Here is a 19677-nt window from a genome sequence, read left to right as displayed (position 1 = left end):
CGGCCAGCGACTGCCCGCCTGACCTTGCGCAGCGCGTCTTCCAGCGCCTCCGTCGAGATCGATCCGATTGCCAGCCGCAGCGCATGCGGCACATAAGGCGTGATGGCGAATGGCTCGGCAGTCGTCACCAGGACGCCCTCGCGCTCGAGGCCGGCCGCTACACGGTCGGCGCGCAGGTCTTCGGGCCGTGGTCATGCGCGGTAGGAATCCCCTGCCTTCAGGCAAGGGAGGATGTCAAGAACGAGCGGCAGCCGATATGCGGTCATCGATCAGATCTGTTGTGACGATGACTGGTACGCCAAGGCGAAAGGCATTGCCGCAAAGTGCCATCAATCGCATTGACGTAGCCGGACGCTTAGAACTTGTGCCTCATGCCAATTGCCACCCCGAGCATGTTGTCCTTGCCCGCGCCCGGGAAATAGCCATTGGCGAAGCTGATTGCCGAGGTATCGAAGTTGAGGCCGGAGTTTTTCACATAGGCCGTGGTCAGATAGACGTCCGTGCGCTTGGACAGGTTGTAGTCAGCGATGAACGTGACTTGCCAAGGATTCCCGGGATTCTGGCCTGCCAGGCTTTTGATATCTTCGTAGTAGTAAGCCAGCGTCAGCCCCAGTGCTGAGGTTGCCTGGTAATTCAGACCAGCCCAGTAATAGTCGTCACGTAGTAGCGTCGCTTCGGTAGCGGTCTTGCTCCTCCCCCATCGGTAGCCGCCCATAAACTTGGCGTGGCCAACTGTATAGCTCACAGCCGCCGCGACCTTCTTCACCTCGCCTGTAGCGCCGGTGGATGCAACCAGCGTCGGGTTGAACTGGTCGTAGGCAACGGTCATGCCGAATGGACCGCCGGCATAGCTCAGCGCGCCGCCATATCCGCTATCCCTGCGGAATTGCCCCGGCGCCTCCCCCGACCCAGCCACACCGTTCCCGAAGGACCAGTAGGCATTGGCGGTCAGCCCACCAAAAGTACCCACGTACTTGACGACATTGTCCGAGCGGTAGTTCAGCCCCAGTTGCGCGGCGATCGGCTCATACTGGCTGCCGAATTTCGTCGGGGAATAGTCAGCCATTGCGTCAAAGAACGTGTTGTACTGACGGCCGAAGGTCAGCTGGCCAATCCCGTCTTTCTGCAGACCCACGTATGCCTGCCGACCGAACAGGCGACCGCCCTGACCCATCTTCCCATCGTCTGGCGTAAAGCCGCTTTCCAGGACAAACACGGCTTTCGTGCCGCTACCGAGAGCCTCCACGCCACGAAGCCCCCAACGCGAACCAGACAAGCCGCCCGTCGTCAGGGCCACGCGGGAATGGGCCTGGCCCGGGAAGACCGGCAGCGTTGGCGGTACCGGCGACAGATTGTTCACGTACTCAATATTGGTGTCCATCACGCCGTACAGCGTCACGCCCGATTGCGGCTGCACCGCGCCGGAAGCGGCCCCGCACGACACCGCAACACATAGAATTGCCTTCTTCATCCTGCTTGTCTCCTCGTGGTTTCATTTGTCGTTCTAAGACGCCGGCGCACTGCAGGCGCGCGGCCATGCGACGGAAGCCTGCAGTACGCGGGCCTCCGAAAAAGAGGGATTGGGGACATTCGCTTCTTTCCCGGGGATGCAAGTCGTTGGCGCAGGGCGCACGCCGCCCTCCCGCTCCAGGGCCATCCCGGGCAGGAAGAAGAGAGCAGTGCCCCGTATCAGCTGGCGATGTGGCAGGTTGCCGGCCCGTATGGGCGTCGGCCTGCTGGTAGTCGACCCTGCGTGTTTAGTCGAGGGTCATGTGCGAATCGCGAACGATCTTGCCGAGGCGGCTCTTCTCGGTCTCGATAAATCGCGTGAAATCTGCACGGGTGCCGGTTTCCGGGCGATAGCCATACTTCTCCAGCTGTGCCCGGAGGTCGCTATCGCCCTGGAACGCTGCAAGCATCGCCTGGGCGACGCGATCCATGATCTGCGCAGGCGTTCCCTTCGGGGCGTAGATTCCGCCCCAGTGCTGCATACGAATGGCGGGGAACCCCTGCTCGGCTGACGTGGGAACATCCGGAAGTGCGAGAGCGCGTTTGTCGTCCGTTACGGCAATCGGCTTCAGCTTGCCGCCGCGCACGAAGCCCACAACGCCGACAGGCGACTCCGAGGCGAGATCGATCTGGCCCCCGATCACGGCATTCAGTGACTCCGCACCGCTCTTGTAGTGACTCAACGTCACCGGTATGCCAAGCGCGGATCCGACCATTTCCGCGACGAAATGTCCGGTGCTTCCGGCGCCGGCCGTGCCGAACGTGATGCCGCCCTTCGCTTTGCCATAGGCTTGCAGAGACTTCAGATCCCTGAATGGAACGGCCGATCCGGCAACCATGACAGACGGCGCGGAGTTGGTACTGACAACCGGTACCAGATCCCCTTCTGCGTAGGGCATCCTGACACGCAGCAGCCCGTTGGCAACGGCCCCGTTACCCGCAACCAGCAGGGTGTAGCCGTCCGGCGGGCTCTTTGCGACATACTCCGAACCGATGATGCCACCTGCCCCTGGCCTGTTGTCGACAATCACGGTCTGACCGAGTTGCTTTCCAAGTGCATGTGCGATGAATCTCGTGGTGATATCTCCTGGGCCTCCGGCGGAGAACGGCAACACAACGCGAATCGGCTTATTGGGCCATTGGGGTTGTGCAGCAATCAAATGCCCTGGCAGCAGGGCTGTCGACGCCAGTGCGAGCATCCCCAGCCCGGCCAGAACGTTTCTTCGAGCCGGTCTACTAATCATCTCTGTCTCCAATAGTTATTTGGGTAGTTGGCCCTTATGCGAACGGGCTCTTGACCGGGGGAGCCAGCAAGGCCAGCAGGTCACGCACGTCATCGAGCGCTTCAAGATTGCGCACCATGTGCTCGATCGACGCCTGCCGTTCCGGCTCGATCAGGTCATGCGTCAATGCACGATACTTTTCCGCAACCTCGTCGTTGGTTTGCGGGCTCTCGATGGCACGCGACATCTGGCGATTGACCTCGATCCGCTCGCCGTCCGTGAAGGTGACCACCAGCCGTACGCGCCCGCGGCCGCGCTGGCCACCAGCGTCGAACGACGGCTCGTGCCTGACATCGATACGCGGCAGGAGCGCCCATATGTCGTCGCTATCGATGCGGGAGGGCGAGAACTGGGGGACAAGCGCGGCGCCGTCCAGCACCGCAACGGCGAGGGCGTAGCCGATATTCATCTGCGCGCCGATTGGCGTCAGCGGCCGCTCGGGTACCCACCAGCCGTGGTGATAGACGGCATGGGTCACGTCGACTTCGATGCGGCTGATCTCCTCGGCGTAAAGCTTCCGCCTGGCGTCGACATCGAACAACGCGTCCAGCGGTGCATGAATGCCGCCCATGGCTGCATAGGGCTTGATCACGATCCGCTCAACCTCCCAGCGCTCGCCGAGTGCGTCGGTGATCTGGCTGGCATCGGGGTCATGCCCTTCTCCGAAGGTCGAAAGGAAGCCGCCGTACTCCCGCTCGAAGACCCGTTTGATGCCGGTGTAGCCGCCAGCGGCCAGGATCGCCGCATACATGCCGTTGCGCGCCGAGAATCCGTGGTGCATGCGCTTGCACATGGCTTCGTACTGGGCGGCCATCAGGCCTGCGGACTGCGTACCGGCCAGTCCCAGCGCATCCTCGAACCGCGCTGCGTCGAGGCCTAACAGCTTGCCTACGGCAGCGGCAGCCGCGTGGGTGCCGAAGACCGAACCGGAATGCCAGCCTCGGGACAGCATCTGGCCACCATGCAACGCCATTCCCACGCGCGGCCCGACTTCATAGCCGGCCATCGCGGCCTCAAGGAACTGCCGGCCACTGATACGTTGCTCGCCCTCGGCAGCAGCCCAGAGCGCGGGCAGTACGAGCGAGGCACTGTGCAGGGGCCCGAGCGGGTGGTAGTCGTCCAGCTCAAAGCCCTGGATAAAGGTGCCATTGAGCAGGGCCGCGCCAGGTGCACTGGTCTTTTCCCCCCAGCCAACGATCGTGCGGTCGCCGGTGCCTTCGGTCTTCCTGATGATCTCTACCGCCGTCTGTGACCAGGGCAGTTGTGCGCCGACAATCGCGCAGCCAATGCCGTCAAGCGTCAGCGCCTTGGCCCGCTCACGCGCGACTGCCGGCGCGTGCTCAAGGCGGAAACCTGCAAGCCAGGAAGCCAGCTTCCCAGTGGGGCCATCGGGATCGGTGGGAGACAGGATATTGCTGATTGCGTCAGACATGATCGATGAATGCTCGGTTGAGACTGAATCTGGTTTATAGGGCCGACTTTCCGGATTTACGGGCCACGGCAGGCGGATTGATCACGCGGGCGCGCCAGTCGCGCTGGAATACGCCGATGAGACACCCTGTTGCTCTGGCGTTACCATCCAGCCAACGGAGCAACCGGTCGTTGTCCGCTACTGGCGGCGCTGCGGTCAATGCGAACAACTGGAACACATATCGATGCGGACCATGCCCGGGAAGTGGCCGGGGCCCGTCGTACCGCGCGTTTCCCAGTCCGTTCACGCCGAGCGTGACGCCATCCGGGCAGGTTGCCGGCGTCAGACATCCCTCCGGCAATCGACGCATGGCAGCCGGGCCCCAGCACAGGGCATGAACGATGGGCCGCGCCAGCGGCACGTCCGGATCCTCGACCAGCAGCAGCCAGTGGGTGGCCTCGGGCGGCACGCCTTCCCACATCAGTGCAGGGGATCGGTTCTCACCCACCCCTTCTCCCGCGGCTGACCGCGCCATGGCTTCACCGTTGGCATATCCCGGGCTGCGCAACTCGATTTTCGCGGGCAGCGCTGCCAGCGCCGGCCTCCTGCAGGCAAGCGTCTGCTCACCGGCATGACGTCCGCGCATCAGCAAACCCGCCCAGCGGAGCACCCAGGGATGCTTCGTCCACGCTCTCATGACACCGCCTCGCCGGACGCAGGCCACGCCCACGGCCGGCGCGCGCGGTCTTCCGCTTGCCATGCCCTGATCAAGGCGTCGTCCTTCAGCGTCAGTCCGATGTCGTCCAGCCCATTCAGCAAGCCTTCACGCCGCAGCGGATCGATGGTGAACCGGATCGCTGACCCATCCGGGGCGGTCAGTGTCGTGGTGACGAGATCCACCCGTACAGGCGCCCCCTGCGCACACTGCACCGCCAACGCCTCGATCGCGGCCGCTGGCAGCTCAATAGGCAGGAGCCCGTTCTGGAAGCAGTTGTTGTAGAAGATGTCGCCATAGCTCGGGGCGATGACGCAACGCACGCCCATGCCCATCAGGGCAACCACGGCCCCCTCGCGCGATGAGCCGCAGCCAAAATTGCTTCCCGCAAGAAGCACAGGGGCCTGACGGAACATCGGCCGGTTCAGGATGCAAGCCGGCTCTTCGCTGCCGTCCGGCCGAAAGCGTAGCGCATCCATGGCGTACTTCCCGAGCTCATCGCGCGACAGGCTGGTGAGGCGCTCGATCCGGATGATGATGTCGGTGTCGACGTTGGCGCGCATCAATGGGGCGGCCGCTCCCACTACCACGGTAAAAGGCTGCATGGCTATTTCAGGCTCCGCACGTCAGTGATTCGGCCAGTCACCGCTGCTGCTGCAGCCATGGCTGGACTCGCAAGATGTGTACGGGCGCCCGGCCCCTGCCGCCCGACGAAGTTCCTGTTCGATGTCGACACGGAACGCTGTCCCGACGGAATTTGCTCGCCATTGGCAGCCACGCACATGCTGCAACCCGGCTCCCGCCAGACGAAGCCTGCCGCCTCGAAGACCTCGCGCAAGCCTTCGGCCTCGGCGGCACGCTTGACGTTCTCGGAGCCAGGCACTACCCAGGCCGTCACGCCCGGGGCCACATGCCTTCCCCTGGCAACCTCGGCCGCGTCCCGCAGGTCGGACAGTCGTGAATTGGCGCAGGAGCCGATGAAGACCCAGTCAACTGGCGTGCCGACGATCGGCGCGTCCGGCTGGAGCCCCATGTAGTCGAGCGCTGACGCGATCTCGTCGCGCCTGGCAACGTCCGGTACGTCCGCCGGGCTCGGCGTCATGCCGTCAATGCGAATCGCGTGCTCCGGGCTCGTTCCCCACGTGATCATGGGCGCCACGGCGCGGGCATCGATCCATTCTTCCCTGTCGAACGTCGCACCCTCGTCCGTCGCAAGGGTGAGCCAATAGGCGGCGGCTTGCTCAAACAGGGCGCCGGTCGGCGCGTAGCTGCGCCCGCGCACCCAGTCGACGGTCTTCTCGTCCGGCGCCACCATGCCAAAACGCGCGCCAAGTTCCACGCTGAGATTGCAGAGCGTCAGCCGGCCTTCCACATCGAGCCTGCGGATCGCCGTTCCATCGAACTCGATCGCGTACCCGACACCGGCTGCGGCACCGAGTTGACCAATGATATGCAGGATCAGATCCTTGGCCGTCACGCCGGGAGGCAGCTCGCCCTCGCAACGGATGCGCATGCGCTTTGGCTTCTGCTGGCGCAGCGTCTGCGTCGCAAGGGCATGCGTGCTCTCGGATGACCCGACACCGAAGGCCATCGCTCCGAGGCCGCCGTTGGTGCAGGTATGGCTATCACCACAGATGACCGTGAGCCCCGGCAACACGATCCCCAGTTCAGGCCCCATGACATGAACAATGCCCTGGCCTGGCTGGCCGAGATCGAACATCCTGATGCCAGCCGCCTGCGACCCTTCTCGCAACGCTGCCCACAGCCTTCCGCCTGGCGCATAGGTGTTGCCGTCGCGGCCCGGTTGGCTGGATACCGCATGATCGGGTGTGGAGAACACCAGTGCAGGGTCGTGGAGCGACAGCCCGCGAGATGCCACTTCCATCAGTGCCGGCGGACCGGACAAGTCGTGCAGCAGGTGGCGATCGATATGCAGCAGTGCCCAGCCATCGCCGAGTTCGCGCACAACGTGCGCGTCCCATAGCTTGTCGAAGAGTGTGCGCGGCATCATTTGCCCTCGGGATGCGTGGCGCGAGCGCCCGCGTTAAAGCGCTGGCGCAGGTTGTCCCATTCATCGGCGCCGAAGCGGCGAAAGCTCTGGGCAACGCTGGCCGACACGGCCGGTGCAGTGTGCGTGGCCGCCAGCGCTGCAAGCGCGGCGTCGCCAGCCTCGATGGTGGCCTTGAGCATGAGCCCCGGCAGGATCGCCAGCTTGTAGCCCATCTGCTCGGCCTCGCACAGATCGGAAACAGGTGTGCGCCCCCCCGGAACAACGTTAAGCAGACAGGGACCACCGACAACCCTGGGAACAAGGGCGGCTTCCTCAATGGTCTGGGTCGCCTCCACGAACGCCATGTCCGCACCCGCTTCGAGCGCCGCGTTGGCTCGCCAGATGGCTTCATCGAGACCAAGCATGGCACGCGAGTCCGTACGGGCGATGATGACGAACCCGGGAGTCCGCCGGGCCTCGACCGCTGCATGAATCTTGGAGACAAACGCCTCGCGTGAGATGACTTCCTTGCCGTCGAGGTGGCCGCAACGCTTGGGCGCCACCTGATCTTCGATATGGATCGCGGCCACCCCGCGCGACTCGTACTCGCGCACGGTGCGGGTCACGTTCAGCTCGTTGCCGTAGCCGGTATCGGCATCCGCGATCAGCGGGATCGCGATGGTCCTGGCCATGATCGCAGCGTTGTCGACCATTTCAGTCATCGTCAGCAAGCCGAAATCGGGGAACCCCCTCGCGGCCGAGGTGCCGGCACCGGTCATGTAGCAGGCCGTGAATCCGGCCTGTTCTATCAGCCGCGCCCCAATGGCATCGTAGGCGCCAGGGGCAACGATCATGCCGGGCGCGTTCAGGCGTTGTCGTAGAGCTTGTGCGGGGGTCATCGGTGGTCCTGTGAAAGGGGTGTCTCGGATGCGTCCGATCGGTCGTGGCCGGCGCTGTGTTTATGTGTTTATATTCTAGATACAACTGGATTCGATGGTCAACGGTTTTCTTGGAATGCGGTGACAAGACCCGCTCCCGCCGTGTGCTATGCTCATCACGCTCCCGGATCATTACGTTATGCCGCGCTCGTCTCCTGTCGCCCCATCACCCGCCCGCGTGCCTGGCACTTCGCTCCATCGGCAACTCTTCATGGTTCTGCGTGACGAAATCACGCGCGGTATGTATGCCGAGTCCGGGGCATTGCCAAAGGAAGAAAAGCTGTGCGAGCGCTTTGGCGTTTCGCGCATCACCGTGCGCCGCGCGCTTGCGGACCTGGCCGCACTGGGACTGGTAGAACGCCGCCATGGGCTGGGTACGTTCATCAAGGCGAACACTCTTGTGACCCGGCGCAGCCCGACGCTGAGTGTCATTGACGGATTGCGCCAGACTGCGCGCGAGACGGAAGTCGAAGTACTAAATGTCGAACATGTCCCGGCGCCACCTGATGTTGCTGCGCTGCTGCAACTGGAGCCCGGGGAAGCCGCGGTGCATGCCCTGCGGCTGCGCAAGATGGAAGGTGTGCCAGTGATGCTGACAGACACCTGGGTACCAGCAGCGCTCGGCAAACGCGTATCCGCGGCGGCGCTGCGCAAGCACGCCTTGTTTGAGATCCTGATGGCCCAGGGAGTGAAGTTCGGCCGCGTGGTCCAAGAAATCACTGCGCAACTGGCCGACCCAACCTATGCGGGCTGGCTCCAGACCGAAGTCGGGGCGCCGCTGCTCAAGCTTGTACGTCTGCTCCACGATCCCGAAGAGCACCCGATCCAGTACCTGACTGTCTATCTGACTCCAGAGCGAAGCCGTATCCTCATGGACATTCCTGCCGAGCAGGTAAACACACTGAGTGCCGGCCAGGTCGTCCACGATGTTTTGGCTAAAAGCGATTTCTGAAGCGGCAGTTCGGCAATGGCGATGGGCATAGCCATTGCCGAACTTGTCCGATCTGAATTCTTTCGCGCGCGGCCACCACCGGCGCGACCGGGTTCTGCCTGTCTCATCGCGCAGACAACGGCTTCCGGCATGGCTTGCAAGGCGGTCCGCGCATGATGCAATGCACAATCCCGCAGCAATGGGAATCCGTCCCGGCTGATAGCCACTATTCGCCACCCCGGTTTGCGATATACCCTGACGGCAACGCACAATCGCCCCCGTCAGCGCGCAAGACCGCGCCAGGACAGATTACATAACGTTGCCCCACCTCTCGCCCGCAATCTCCGGCGCCGCCGCGCCGCGGCCGTACGGCCGGCCGCTTCCCATACGGCCGGGCCCCGCACCGGCCGTCTTGTCACGCCCTCCGCAGACCCCGCATCGCGCGCGCCAGCTCGCGTAGCAGCGCATTCCCGAGGAATCCTCATGTCCAGCTTCAACCCTTCACGGCGCACTTTCCTCAAAGCCAGCGTCGTGGCCGGGGTGTCGGTCTATATCGCACCCATCGGCGGCAAAGCCTTTGCGGCGTTGTTCGAAGAGAAAATCCTGACCCCGGTCCAGTGGGACCCCAAGACCGGCGCCGCCAGGTTCCGCATCGACGGCATGGCCAAGGTGACCGGCGCCAAGGTGTTCGCGCGCGACATCCGCGCCCGCGACATGCCGCACTGGCCCGAACAGCAATCGCACGCCTTCATCCTGCGCGCGACCAAGGCCGACCGCACCTATGAGGGCTTCGACCTGAGCCTGCTCGGCGAAGACCTCAAGCCCGACCGCGTGGTGACCGCGGCGGAACTCGCGCGTGACGGCGTGGCCTTTCCCGCCTTCTATGGCGAAGACATGCTGCTGCCCGCCGGCAAGACGCCGGCCTACCTCGGCCATGCGGTCGCGATCCTGATCTATCACGACTTCGCGCGCTTCCGCTTTGCCAAGGACAAGCTCAAGTTCCGCGACGAGATCATCCGCTACGGCGCGCAGACCGGGCCGCTCGAGCGCGATCCGTGGGGCACCTTCCGTTTCGTGCGCGTGGGCGGCGACACGCCTTACGACGACGACGTGTTCTCGAGCCTGAAGAATGCCCCGGTCTTCCCCAGCATGATGCGCAAGCACGAACCGGTGTGGCCGGACGGCAAGGACCACGGCCAGCTCGGCGAACAGGGCATGTTCCACGCCGCCCGGATCCGCGGGCAACTGGCCAGCCCGCCCGAGGACTGGCTGGTGCTGGAGCGCGAGTACAACACGCAGTCGATCGACACTGCCGCGCTGGAACCCGACAACGCCAACTGCTGGTATGACGGCGCCAGCCAGGCCCTGCACCTGGTCGTGCCGACCCAGTCGCCGGTCGAAGTGGGCGAGAGCGCGGCGGAAATGCTGGCAAAGGCCAGGGGTGCGTTCCCGGTGAAGCAGGTGTTCGTGCATCCCTGCTATACGGTGGGCTATGGCTCCAAGGACCACTACAACTTCCCGTTCTACGGGCTGGTGACCGCGTTGTATGCCGATGGCAAGCCCGTGCAGCTCGCCAACGACCGCTACGAGCAGTTCCAGACCTCGATCAAGCGGCACGCGTTCAAGATGCGCTACCGCATCGCCGTGGACAAGAAGACCGGCCTGTTCCAGGCCTTCCAGGGCGACTTCGAAGCCAACGGCGGTGGCCGCGCCAACTTCTCGCCTTCGGTGGCGATGGTCGGTGCCACGGCGTCGCAGTCGATCTACTACTTCCCGAAGAACGACCTCGCCGCCGTCGCCATTGCCTCGCGCGCCATCGACGCCGGCTCCGCGCGCGGCTACGGCACGCTGCAGAGCATGGCCGCGACCGAGATGATGGTCGACGAGTTCGCCGAGCAGCTCAAGCTGGACCCGATCGAATTCCGGCTGAAGAACGCATTGCGCTCGGGCATGAAGAACACGCAGGGCGCGATCCCTGCCGGCGCGATCCGCGTCGATGAAGTGCTGGAAGCGGCGAAGGTCCACCCGCTGTGGACGAACCGCGGCAAGAAGAAGGCTGACTACGAAGCCGCCAACCCCGGCCGCCGCTACGGCGTGGGTTTTGCCTGCGTGCAGAAGGACTTCGGCACCGGCGCGGAGGCATCGTTTGCCAAGGTCGAACTGCAGGCCGACGGCCGCATCGCGCTGCATCACACCGGGGCCGAGATCGGCACGGGCATGTCGACCTCGCAGGCCCTCGCGGTGGCGCGCTGGCTGGGCAAGCCCGCCGGCGAAGTGCGCGTGGCGGTCACCGACTGGCCGGACCTGCCGGTGGTCACGTCCGGCGACCCCTACCTGATGAGCCAGGCCGAGCAGGACAAGCTGTCGGCCAATCCGCGCTGGTCGCCGGCCTATGCCTCGCCGGCCAGCGCGACCAACTCGGCCTACTACTTCACGCACAGCACGCGCGAAGCCGCGCGCGTGATCTTCATGCACGGCCTGTGGCCGGCGGCAATGGCGATCTGGAGCCAGGGCGCCGGCGGCGGCCAGGCCGCTTCGCTGGTGGTGCGCGTGGAAGATGCGCGCTGGGTCGACGGCAAGCTCAGCGCCGGCGGCCTGCAGGCGCTGCCGTATGAACAGCTGGCAGCCAGGGCGCATGAACTGGGCCTGGTCACCGGCGCCACGGTGCATGTCTTCAACCGCTGGCAGTGGACCGAGGCGGACTTCGACGTTGACGGCAAGGCGGTGCGGCTGCCGGTCGACGGCCTGTCCGTGCGCTATGGCGACGGCGCCGATGAAACGCGCAAGGCCCGCATGCGCACCAGCGGCGGCTATCACGTGCTGGACCGCAAGAAGGTCTACATCGCGCCCACCCAGCGCAACAACGCTGCCGTGACCTACTACAGCGCGGTGGCCACGCTGGTGGAGCTGTCGGTGCACGAGGCCAGCGGCAAGGTGGACGTGCTGTCACACCACTCCATCATGGAGTGCGGCTCGCAGCTGTCGCCGCAACTCGTCTCCGGCCAGCTCCAGGGCGGTGTCGCCATGGGCATCGGCCACGCGCTGCACGAGTTCCTGCCGCTCTACGAGGACGGCCCGGGCAACGGCACGTGGAACTTCAACCGCTACCACCTGCCGCGCGCCAGCGACGTGGCGGTGTGGAAGCAAAGCGGGACGGTGCTGCCGCCCGTCTCCGAGACCGACGCCCCCAAGGGCATTGCCGAGGTGGTGATGATTCCCGTGGTGGGCGCCATCGTCAACGGCATCGCGCATGCCATCGGTCACCGCTTCACCGATTTGCCGGTAACGGCCGCAAAGATTCAGGAGGTACTGGCATGAGCATCGCCACCAAGCCGCTTTCCCTCAACATCAACGGCAAGGACGTCGGCCCGATGCAGGTACCGGAAGGCCTGATGATGATCGACTTCCTGCACGAATACCTGGACCTGACCGGCTCGCGCCTGGGCTGCGGCCAGGGCGTCTGCCACGCCTGCGTGGTGATCCATGACAAACCCGATGGCAGCAGCGAGGAAGTGCGCAGCTGCATCACCGGCGCGCACTGGTTCCAGGGCCGCAAGGTACGCACCGTGGAAGGCCACGGCAAGCGCAACGAGCAGGGCGAGGTCGTGGCGCTGACGCCGGTGCAGCAGAAGTTCCTGGAGCATTTCAGCTTCCAGTGCGGCTACTGCACGCCGGGCTTCGTCAACGGCGCGACCATCCTCGTGGAAAAGCTCAGGCGCGAGCCGGTGGCGAAAGACAAGGTCGACGAGACCATCACCGCCGCGCTGGACAACCACATCTGCCGCTGCACCGGCTACGTGCGCTACTTCGAGGCGGTCAAGGACGTGATCACCAGCACGCCGGGCCTGGTCAAGGATGCAGGGGGAGCCAAGTGATGATGCGCCACGCCTGTCTGACCTTTGCACGCCCGGCGCTTGCTGCGCTGGGCGCGGCGGTGCTGCTCGCCGGCTGCGGCGACCGCACCGAAGCCATCGCTCCCGTCGCCGACCAGGCGCCCAGGGGCCAGCTCTCGCCCGCGGAGCAGATCGCACGCGGCCGCTACCTGGTGCGCGCGGCGGACTGCGCGGCGTGCCACACCGCGCCGCAAGGCGCCCCGCTTGCCGGCGGCGTGGAGCTGGCATCGCCGTTCGGCAAGTTCTACGGCACCAACATCACGCCGGACAAGGACCACGGCATCGGCAAATGGAGCGCCGACGACTTCTACAAGGCACTGCATGATGGCGTGGCGCCGGACAAGCATCTGTATCCGGCCATGCCGTACACCTCGTACCGCGGCCTGTCGCGCGCAGACACCGATGCGATGTATGCCTACCTGATGCAGGTGAAGCCTGCCGCCGTGGCGAACCGCCCGCATGAGCTGCAGTTCCCCTACAACCAGCGCTTCGCACTGGCCGGCTGGAACCTGCTGTTCCTGAGGAACACGCTGCCCGATGCTTCCACCGGGATATCGGACGCCTGGCAGCGCGGCCGCTATCTCTCCAACGCGCTGGGCCACTGCGCGGAATGCCATTCGCCGCGCGCGTCGTTCGGCCGGCTGGACCTGTCGAAGCCGCTCGCGGGTGCCGCACTGGGCCGCGTGGCCGCGCCGGACATCACGCCGGCCGGCCTCGCCGCACGCGGCTGGACCGGCCCCGACCTGCAGACCTTCTTCGCCACCGGCATCGCGCCGCAGGGCTCGGCCTTCGGCGAGATGCACCCAGTGGTCCATCTCAGCAGCCAGTACCTGAACAAGGGCGACCTGGCCGCGATGGCAACCTACCTGCTCGGCGACCAGCCGCCGGCGCCGCAAGCGGCCAAGCCCGTCAACGCCGATGCCGCCCAGCTCGCGCCCGGGCGCCAGCACTACCTGGCGGTCTGCGCCGGCTGCCACGGACGCGAAGGCGAAGGCAAGCCGCATGTGGCGGTTTCCATGGCCGGAAACTCGACCGTGCGCAATGCCGATCCGCGCAACCTGATCGTGTCGATGCTCGACGGCATCGAGGCGCAGCGCTTCCCCGGGCTGGAAGCCATGCAGGATATGCCGGACTTTGCCTCGCGCATGAGCGACGACGAACTGGCCCAGTTGTCCAACTACCTGCGCGCCACCTATGGCGGCCAGCCGGCCGACGTGACGCCGGCCGCCGTCAAGGCGCTTCGCGCCGCCGGGGCGGGGCACTAGGCAAGCGGCAAGCCTTCTGCCAGGGCGGTGATCATGCCGCCGGTTTGCTCCCCTCTCCCGCTTGCGGGAGAGGGGAGCGATTGCGAGGGCTGTTGGCAAGCGCCAACGCTGTCGCACACCGGCGTCACTTCGGCAGGTGTTCTAATCTGGAACACTGCTGTCACGCGCTGGCACACCACTGCCGGCGCGCGACACATCTCTGGCCGGTTTCCCCAGTCATTTCCCCGATCTCCCCCGCCATTCCTGCTGGTTTCCGCCCCGGCACACCTCTTGCGATCTGCTGTCGTGCGCACGGCGCAAGCCGTGACGACACGACACAGATCCTTCGAACGGAGCGAGACATGAACATGGCGGAAATTGCCCAGCTGGGCGTGAGCAACCCCTACAAGCAGCAATACGAGAACTACATCGGCGGCGCCTGGGTGCCACCGGCCGATGGACAGTATTTCGAGGCGATCACGCCCGTTACCGGCAAGCCGTTCACGCGCGTGCCGCGCTCCAACCAGCAGGACGTGGATGCCGCGCTCGACGCCGCGCACGCGGCAAAGGCCGCGTGGGGTCGCACCTCCACCACCGAGCGCGCCAACATCCTGAACCGCATTGCCGACCGCATCGAGGCCAACCTGACGCTGCTGGCCGTGGCCGAGACCATCGACAACGGCAAGCCGGTGCGCGAGACCCTGGCGGCCGACCTGCCGCTCGCGGTCGACCACTTCCGTTACTTCGCCGGCTGCATCCGCGCGCAGGAAGGCGGCATCTCCGAGATCGACGCCGAGACCATTGCCTATCACTTCCATGAGCCGCTCGGCGTGGTCGGCCAGATCATCCCGTGGAATTTCCCGCTGCTGATGGCGACGTGGAAACTGGCGCCGGCGCTGGCCGCGGGCAACTGCGTGGTGCTCAAGCCCGCCGAGCAGACGCCGGCATCGATCCTGGTGCTGATGGAGCTGATCGGCGACCTGCTGCCGCCTGGCGTGATCAATGTCATCAACGGCTTCGGCCTGGAAGCGGGCAAGCCGCTGGCATCGAGCCCGCGCATCAGCAAGGTCGCCTTCACCGGCGAGACCACCACCGGGCGGCTGATCATGCAGTACGCCGCGCAGAACCTGATTCCGGTCACGCTGGAGCTGGGCGGCAAGTCGCCCAATATCTTCTTCGAAGACGTGCTGGCAGCCGACGATGCCTACTTCGACAAGGCGCTGGAAGGCTTTGCGATGTTCGCGCTGAACCAGGGCGAGGTCTGCACCTGCCCGTCGCGCGCGCTGATCCAGGAATCGATCTACGACCGCTTCATGGAGCGCGCGCTCAAGCGCGTGGCCGCGATTCGCCAGGGCCATCCGCTCGACAAGAACACCATGATCGGCGCGCAGGCCTCGGCGGAGCAGCTTGAGAAGATCCTGTCTTACATCGACCTGGGCCGCAAGGAAGGCGCGCAGTGCCTGGCCGGCGGCGAGCGCAATGCACTGGACGGCGACCTGGCGGGCGGCTACTACGTCAAGCCCACGGTATTCGCCGGGCACAACAAGATGCGGATCTTCCAGGAGGAGATCTTCGGGCCGGTGGTGTCGGTGACGACGTTCAAGGACGAGGAAGAGGCGCTGGCGATCGCCAATGACACGCTGTATGGCCTGGGGGCCGGCGTGTGGACGCGTGACGGCGCGCGCGCATTCCGCATGGGCCGCGGCATCCAGGCCGGGCGCGTGTGGACCAACTGCTACCACGCCTATCCCGCGCATGCCGCATTCGGCGGGTACAAGCAGTCCGGCATCGGGCGCGAGAACCATCGCATGATGCTGGACCACTACCAGCAGACCAAGAACCTGCTGGTGAGCTACAGCCCCAACGCCCTCGGCTTCTTCTGACCGCCATGCCGCAAGCCCGTCCCGACTCTGCAAGCCCGGTGGCCCGCGTGGTCGCCACGCCCGCCGCGCTGGCGCTGATCGGGCGGCTGCGCGCACAGCATGGCCCGTTGATGTTCCACCAGTCCGGCGGCTGCTGCGACGGCAGCGCGCCGATGTGTTTTGCCGCCGGAGAGCTGATGGTGGGGCCCGCCGATGTCTGCCTGGGCGAGATCGGCGGCGCGCCGTTCTACATGACCCGCGCGCAGTTCGAATACTGGCAGCACACGCGGCTGGTGATCGATGTGGTGGCGGGCGCGGGCGGGATGTTCTCGCTGGAAGGCCCGACCGGCCAGCGCTTCCTGACGCGCTCGGAGCTGTTCAGCGACGAGGAGGCAGCGCTGCTGCCTCCGCTCTGAGCCTGCGCGCTTCTCACTGCAGCCGCTGTCGAGGCGGCGCCAACCTCGTCACTGGCAACTGCCGGAGCTCGCAGGCATTCGCTCAGCGATTGCCGTCCAGCAGGTCATTCAGGATCTCGTCGAAAGTCGCCTGGGCATCCTCCAGCGCCTGCAGCGCGGCATCGAAGGTCTGCAGCGCCAGCTTGGACGGCTTGCCGCTGCCCGCCGGCGGATAGTGGGACTGCAGCGCGGTAAACGCTACCTGGACCTGCCGCGTTGCGCTGACTACGCGCTCCATTGCCTGCGCCTCTTCGGCGCGGTGCTGCTCGTGTTTCTGTTCGCTCATGCAAGATGCTCCCTGTGCGTCTGATATATGAGGCATATCGTACAAGAACTCGCCCCCCGGACTTGCGGTCGAATGCAGCCCCCCATGAAAATGATGGTGCCGGCACCACGCGAACGCCACGCGTTCCGTACCGCCGCCGGCCCAGGAAAATGCCGAATCGAGCCATGTCATCCCTCACCCGACGGGCACTTGCCGCAGCCCTGATGACTGCCAGCGGCTTTGCCTGCTACTGGACCTACCTGACCGTCAACCAGGACCGCCTCCTGTTCGATGCCCGCCGCCGCCCGCCGCGGGACCTGCCCGAGGGCATCATCGGCTACTCGCACGTGGTGCCGGGCGGCGTCCTGCGCGGCTATATCTATCACGCCCCCGGCGACAGCGTTCAGGATCTACTGTTCTACCTGCCCGGCCGCGGCGAAGATGTGCTGGATACGCTGCAATTCGCACGGTGGCTGCCGCCGCGCATGGGCTTCGCCACCTTCGACTACCGCGGCCTTGGCCACTCCGACGGCATTCCCTCCGAGGCCGCCGCGGTGGCGGACGCCAGCCAGTTCCTGCTGCACCTGAGGCGTGTCTTTCCCGGCACACGGGCGCATGTGGTGGGGCGCAGCCTGGGCACGGGCGTGGCCATCCAGCTCGCCGACCTGCAGGATTTCGAAAGCCTGCAGCTGATCACACCCTACGACTCGCTGCTGGAGCTGGTGCGCAAGCGCTTTCCGCTGGTGCCGCTGCGCCAGCTGATGCGCCACCATTTCGACTCGATCTCGCACTGCAAGAAGGTCGTGCAGAGCACCAAGGTGCTGCTGGCCGAGACCGACGAAGTGGTGCCCCATGCGTGCTCGGAACGGCTCATGGCGGCCTGGCCCGGACCGGTGGCGCTGCAGACCGTGCATGGTACGGATCACTTCTCCATCATCGAGCGCAAGGAAACCTGGGCCGCGCTGTGCGAGTTTGCGCAGCAAGTTGGGCACGCGCCGGAGGATGGCAGCCGGGGCGCGCCACCCGGCGACCATGACGACCTGGGCAATCCGCTTCCGCTTGCTGCGTTCCGGTAGCAGGGATTCCGCCAGCAGGTAAAATGCGCGCATGAAAAGATTTGCAGTCAAGGCAGCCAGCGCCGCTCTCGCGCTGACTGCAGCCGGTGCCCTGATCGCCGGCTTCGCCGCAGTGGTCAGCCTGCGGCAGCTTCCCCCCGTCGACGCCTTGCGCGACTACCGCCCCGACGTGCCGCTGCGGATTTTTACCAGCGATAACGTGCAGATCGGCGAGTTTGGCAGCGAACACCGCGAATTCATCCCCTTCGAGCAGATCCCCCACCAGATGTCGCAAGCGCTGCTGGCGGCCGAAGACGACCAGTTCTACGAGCATGCCGGCGTGGACATCCCGGGCATCTTCCGCGCGGCGCTGGCCAACATCGGGCAGGGCTACGCGCAGGGTGCCTCCACCATCACCATGCAGGTGGCGCGCAACTTCTACCTGTCGCGCGAGAAGACGCTGGCCCGCAAGTGGTACGAGATCCTGCTGGCCTGGCAGATCGACCGCTCGCTGCCCAAGGACCGCATTCTCGAGCTGTACATGAACCAGGTCTACCTGGGCGAGCATGCCTATGGCTTTGGCAGCGCCGCCCATGCGTACTTCGGCAAGCCGCTCAATGCCCTGTCGCTGGCGGAGACCGCGATGCTGGCCGGGCTGCCCAAGGCGCCTTCGACGATGAACCCGCGCGTGAACTTTCCCCGCGCCAAGCGCCGGCAGGAGTATGTGCTCGGCCGGATGCTGGCGCTGGGCATGATCACGCAGGACCAGTACCGCGATGCGCGGGCCGCCAGGCTGGAGGTGGTCTCCGACAGCGCAGGCAGCTTCGCCGGGCACGCCGAATACGTGGCGGAGCTGGCCCGCCAGCTGGCCCGCGAGCGCTTCGGCGACGAGACCTATACGCGCGGCCTGAACGTCTACACCACGGTGTCCTCGGTTCGGCAGACGCTGGCCTACGATGCCGTGCACGCCGGGCTGGAGAACTACGCCCGCCGCCATCGCAATGCCAAGCGCCCGCCTGTGGAGGGCCCGCAGGCCGCACTGGTATCGCTCGACAGCAACACCGGCGCGATCGAAGCCATGGTCGGCGGCGCCGATTTCAACACCAGCCGCTTCAACCACGCCACGCAGGCGCAGCGCCAGCCCGGCTCCACCTTCAAGCCCTTCGTGTACGCGGCCGCGCTCGAGCAGGGCATCTCGCCGTCCACGATCATCAACGACGCGCCGCTCGACAACAGTTCGCGCTGGCAGCCCACCAACGACGACGGTCGCTTCCTCGGCCCCGTCACCGCTCGCCAGGCGCTGGCGGAGTCGCGCAACCTGCCCGCCATCCGCACGCTGCAGGCCATCGGCATCCCGTACACGATCGAGTTCGCCAGCCGCTTCGGCTTCTCGCCAAAGCGCATGCCGCGCTACCTGCCGCTGGCGCTGGGCACCGGCACCACGTCGCCGCTGCGCCTGGCGGCCGCCTATGGCGTCTTTGCCAACCAGGGAAACCGCATCGAGCCGTACCTGATCGAGCGCATCACCGACAGCGACGGCAACGTGCTGTTCGCCGTCAACAACGATGCGCCGCCGCAGCGCGTGATCAGCGAGCGCAACGCGTTCGTCATGGACAGCATGCTGCGCAGCGTGGTCGACGAAGGCACCGGCACAGGCGTGCGGCGCTACCTGCGCCGCGAGGACGTGGGCGGCAAGACCGGTACCACCAATGACTCGGTCGATGGCTGGTTCGCCGGCTACGCGGGCCGTGTGGTCACGGTGGCATGGATGGGCTACGACGACAACCGCAGCCTTGGCCTGCACGAGTTCGGCGCCACCACCGCGCTGCCGGTCTGGGCTGCCTATATGGAAGGCCGCGTGGCCGGCATGCCGGTAGCGGAGACTCCGGTGCCGAAGGACGTGGTGCGGGCCGGCAATGACTGGGCCTATGCGGAGTACGCCGATGGCAGGCAGCGCATCGCCTCGCTCGGCTTCCCGCCGGCTCCGCCGGCCGCGCCGAACACCCCGGAAGACGCGGCACCCGCAGCGGTCTCGAGCGAGGCCGTGGGCCTGCCCGGCAAGTCCGAGGCCGCACCCGCGGCAGGCGCCGACGGCACCAACATGTAAGCTCGGCCGCGGCGCCCGT

General features: G+C 65.8%; 16 protein-coding genes and 1 pseudogene. 8 read left to right on the top strand and 9 right to left on the bottom strand.

From position 1 onward, the window contains the following. Positions 1-2: 2 nt before the first annotated feature. The 8 genes and pseudogenes from RM96_RS40440 to RM96_RS33325 all read right to left on the bottom strand — a co-directional run. A pseudogene (locus tag RM96_RS40440) lies at positions 3-185 on the bottom strand (PLP-dependent aminotransferase family protein); the annotation flags it as partial. A 170-nt stretch (positions 186-355) separates the two neighbouring features. Next, positions 356-1471, bottom strand: coding sequence for a porin (locus RM96_RS33350; protein WP_039016025.1), 1116 nt, complete (start codon positions 1469-1471; stop codon positions 356-358). Positions 1472-1757: 286 nt separating this feature from the next. After that, positions 1758-2753, bottom strand: coding sequence for a Bug family tripartite tricarboxylate transporter substrate binding protein (locus tag RM96_RS33345; RefSeq protein WP_039016024.1), 996 nt, complete (start codon positions 2751-2753; stop codon positions 1758-1760). A 34-nt stretch (positions 2754-2787) separates the two neighbouring features. Further along, the gene (locus RM96_RS33340; protein ID WP_039016023.1) at positions 2788-4224 is read right to left on the bottom strand and encodes an MmgE/PrpD family protein; all 1437 of its coding nucleotides are present in this window, start codon (positions 4222-4224) and stop codon (positions 2788-2790) included. A gap of 34 nt (positions 4225-4258) precedes the next feature. Next, on the bottom strand, positions 4259-4873 hold the full coding sequence (locus RM96_RS38210; protein WP_193752571.1) for a YbhB/YbcL family Raf kinase inhibitor-like protein: 615 nt from the start codon (positions 4871-4873) through the stop codon (positions 4259-4261). 23 nt (positions 4874-4896) lie between these two features. Further along, a complete protein-coding gene (leuD, locus tag RM96_RS33335; protein ID WP_039016022.1) occupies positions 4897-5523 on the bottom strand; it encodes a 3-isopropylmalate dehydratase small subunit in 627 nt (208 codons plus the stop codon). Between the two features lie 2 nt (positions 5524-5525). Beyond that, the gene (gene leuC, locus RM96_RS33330; RefSeq protein ID WP_082016829.1) at positions 5526-6926 is read right to left on the bottom strand and encodes a 3-isopropylmalate dehydratase large subunit; all 1401 of its coding nucleotides are present in this window, start codon (positions 6924-6926) and stop codon (positions 5526-5528) included. Then, positions 6926-7807 carry an isocitrate lyase/PEP mutase family protein gene (locus RM96_RS33325; protein WP_039016020.1) on the bottom strand — a complete coding sequence of 294 codons (882 nt, stop codon included), beginning with the start codon at positions 7805-7807 and terminating at the stop codon, positions 6926-6928. The genes leuC and RM96_RS33325 overlap by 1 nt, the downstream gene beginning before the upstream one ends. A 250-nt stretch (positions 7808-8057) precedes the next feature. Between RM96_RS33325 and RM96_RS33320 the strand changes: the two genes are divergently transcribed. The 6 genes from RM96_RS33320 to RM96_RS33295 all read left to right on the top strand — a co-directional run bounded on the left by RM96_RS33320 (position 8058) and on the right by RM96_RS33295 (position 16192). After that, a complete protein-coding gene (locus RM96_RS33320) occupies positions 8058-8798 on the top strand; it encodes a GntR family transcriptional regulator (protein ID WP_238587498.1) in 741 nt (246 codons plus the stop codon). A gap of 462 nt (positions 8799-9260) precedes the next feature. Continuing rightward, positions 9261-12095: a xanthine dehydrogenase family protein molybdopterin-binding subunit gene (locus RM96_RS33315; protein WP_039016019.1), complete on the top strand. Its 2835-nt coding sequence runs from the start codon at positions 9261-9263 to the stop codon at positions 12093-12095. Then, positions 12092-12652, top strand: coding sequence for a (2Fe-2S)-binding protein (locus RM96_RS33310; protein WP_039016018.1), 561 nt, complete (start codon positions 12092-12094; stop codon positions 12650-12652). Before RM96_RS33315 ends, RM96_RS33310 begins: the two co-directional genes overlap by 4 nt. Continuing rightward, the gene (locus RM96_RS33305; RefSeq protein ID WP_052279898.1) at positions 12652-13935 is read left to right on the top strand and encodes a cytochrome c; all 1284 of its coding nucleotides are present in this window, start codon (positions 12652-12654) and stop codon (positions 13933-13935) included. Before RM96_RS33310 ends, RM96_RS33305 begins: the two co-directional genes overlap by 1 nt. 341 nt (positions 13936-14276) lie before the next feature. After that, positions 14277-15797: an aldehyde dehydrogenase gene (adh, locus tag RM96_RS33300; protein ID WP_039016017.1), complete on the top strand. Its 1521-nt coding sequence runs from the start codon at positions 14277-14279 to the stop codon at positions 15795-15797. 5 nt (positions 15798-15802) lie between these two features. Next, positions 15803-16192 (top strand): DUF779 domain-containing protein, encoded by a 390-nt coding sequence (locus tag RM96_RS33295; RefSeq protein WP_039016016.1) that lies wholly within the window; start codon positions 15803-15805, stop codon positions 16190-16192. 82 nt (positions 16193-16274) lie between these two features. On the opposite strand, the gene RM96_RS33290 is transcribed toward RM96_RS33295, so the two are convergent. After that, positions 16275-16517, bottom strand: a complete 243-nt coding sequence (locus RM96_RS33290) for a hypothetical protein (protein WP_039016015.1) — start codon at positions 16515-16517, stop codon at positions 16275-16277. A 164-nt stretch (positions 16518-16681) separates the two neighbouring features. On the opposite strand from RM96_RS33290, the gene RM96_RS33285 reads away from it, so the two are divergent. Then, the gene (locus RM96_RS33285; RefSeq protein WP_039016014.1) at positions 16682-17572 is read left to right on the top strand and encodes an alpha/beta hydrolase; all 891 of its coding nucleotides are present in this window, start codon (positions 16682-16684) and stop codon (positions 17570-17572) included. A 31-nt stretch (positions 17573-17603) separates the two neighbouring features. Beyond that, positions 17604-19658, top strand: a complete 2055-nt coding sequence (locus RM96_RS33280) for a penicillin-binding protein 1A (protein WP_039016013.1) — start codon at positions 17604-17606, stop codon at positions 19656-19658. Positions 19659-19677 lie beyond the last annotated feature (19 nt).

It is taken from the genome of Cupriavidus sp. IDO (genome assembly GCF_000812465.1).
Taxonomy (GTDB): Bacteria; Pseudomonadota; Gammaproteobacteria; order Burkholderiales; family Burkholderiaceae; genus Cupriavidus.
The sequence above is the reverse complement of the archived record's forward strand: the minus strand, read 5'-3'. Positions and strand labels throughout refer to the sequence as shown.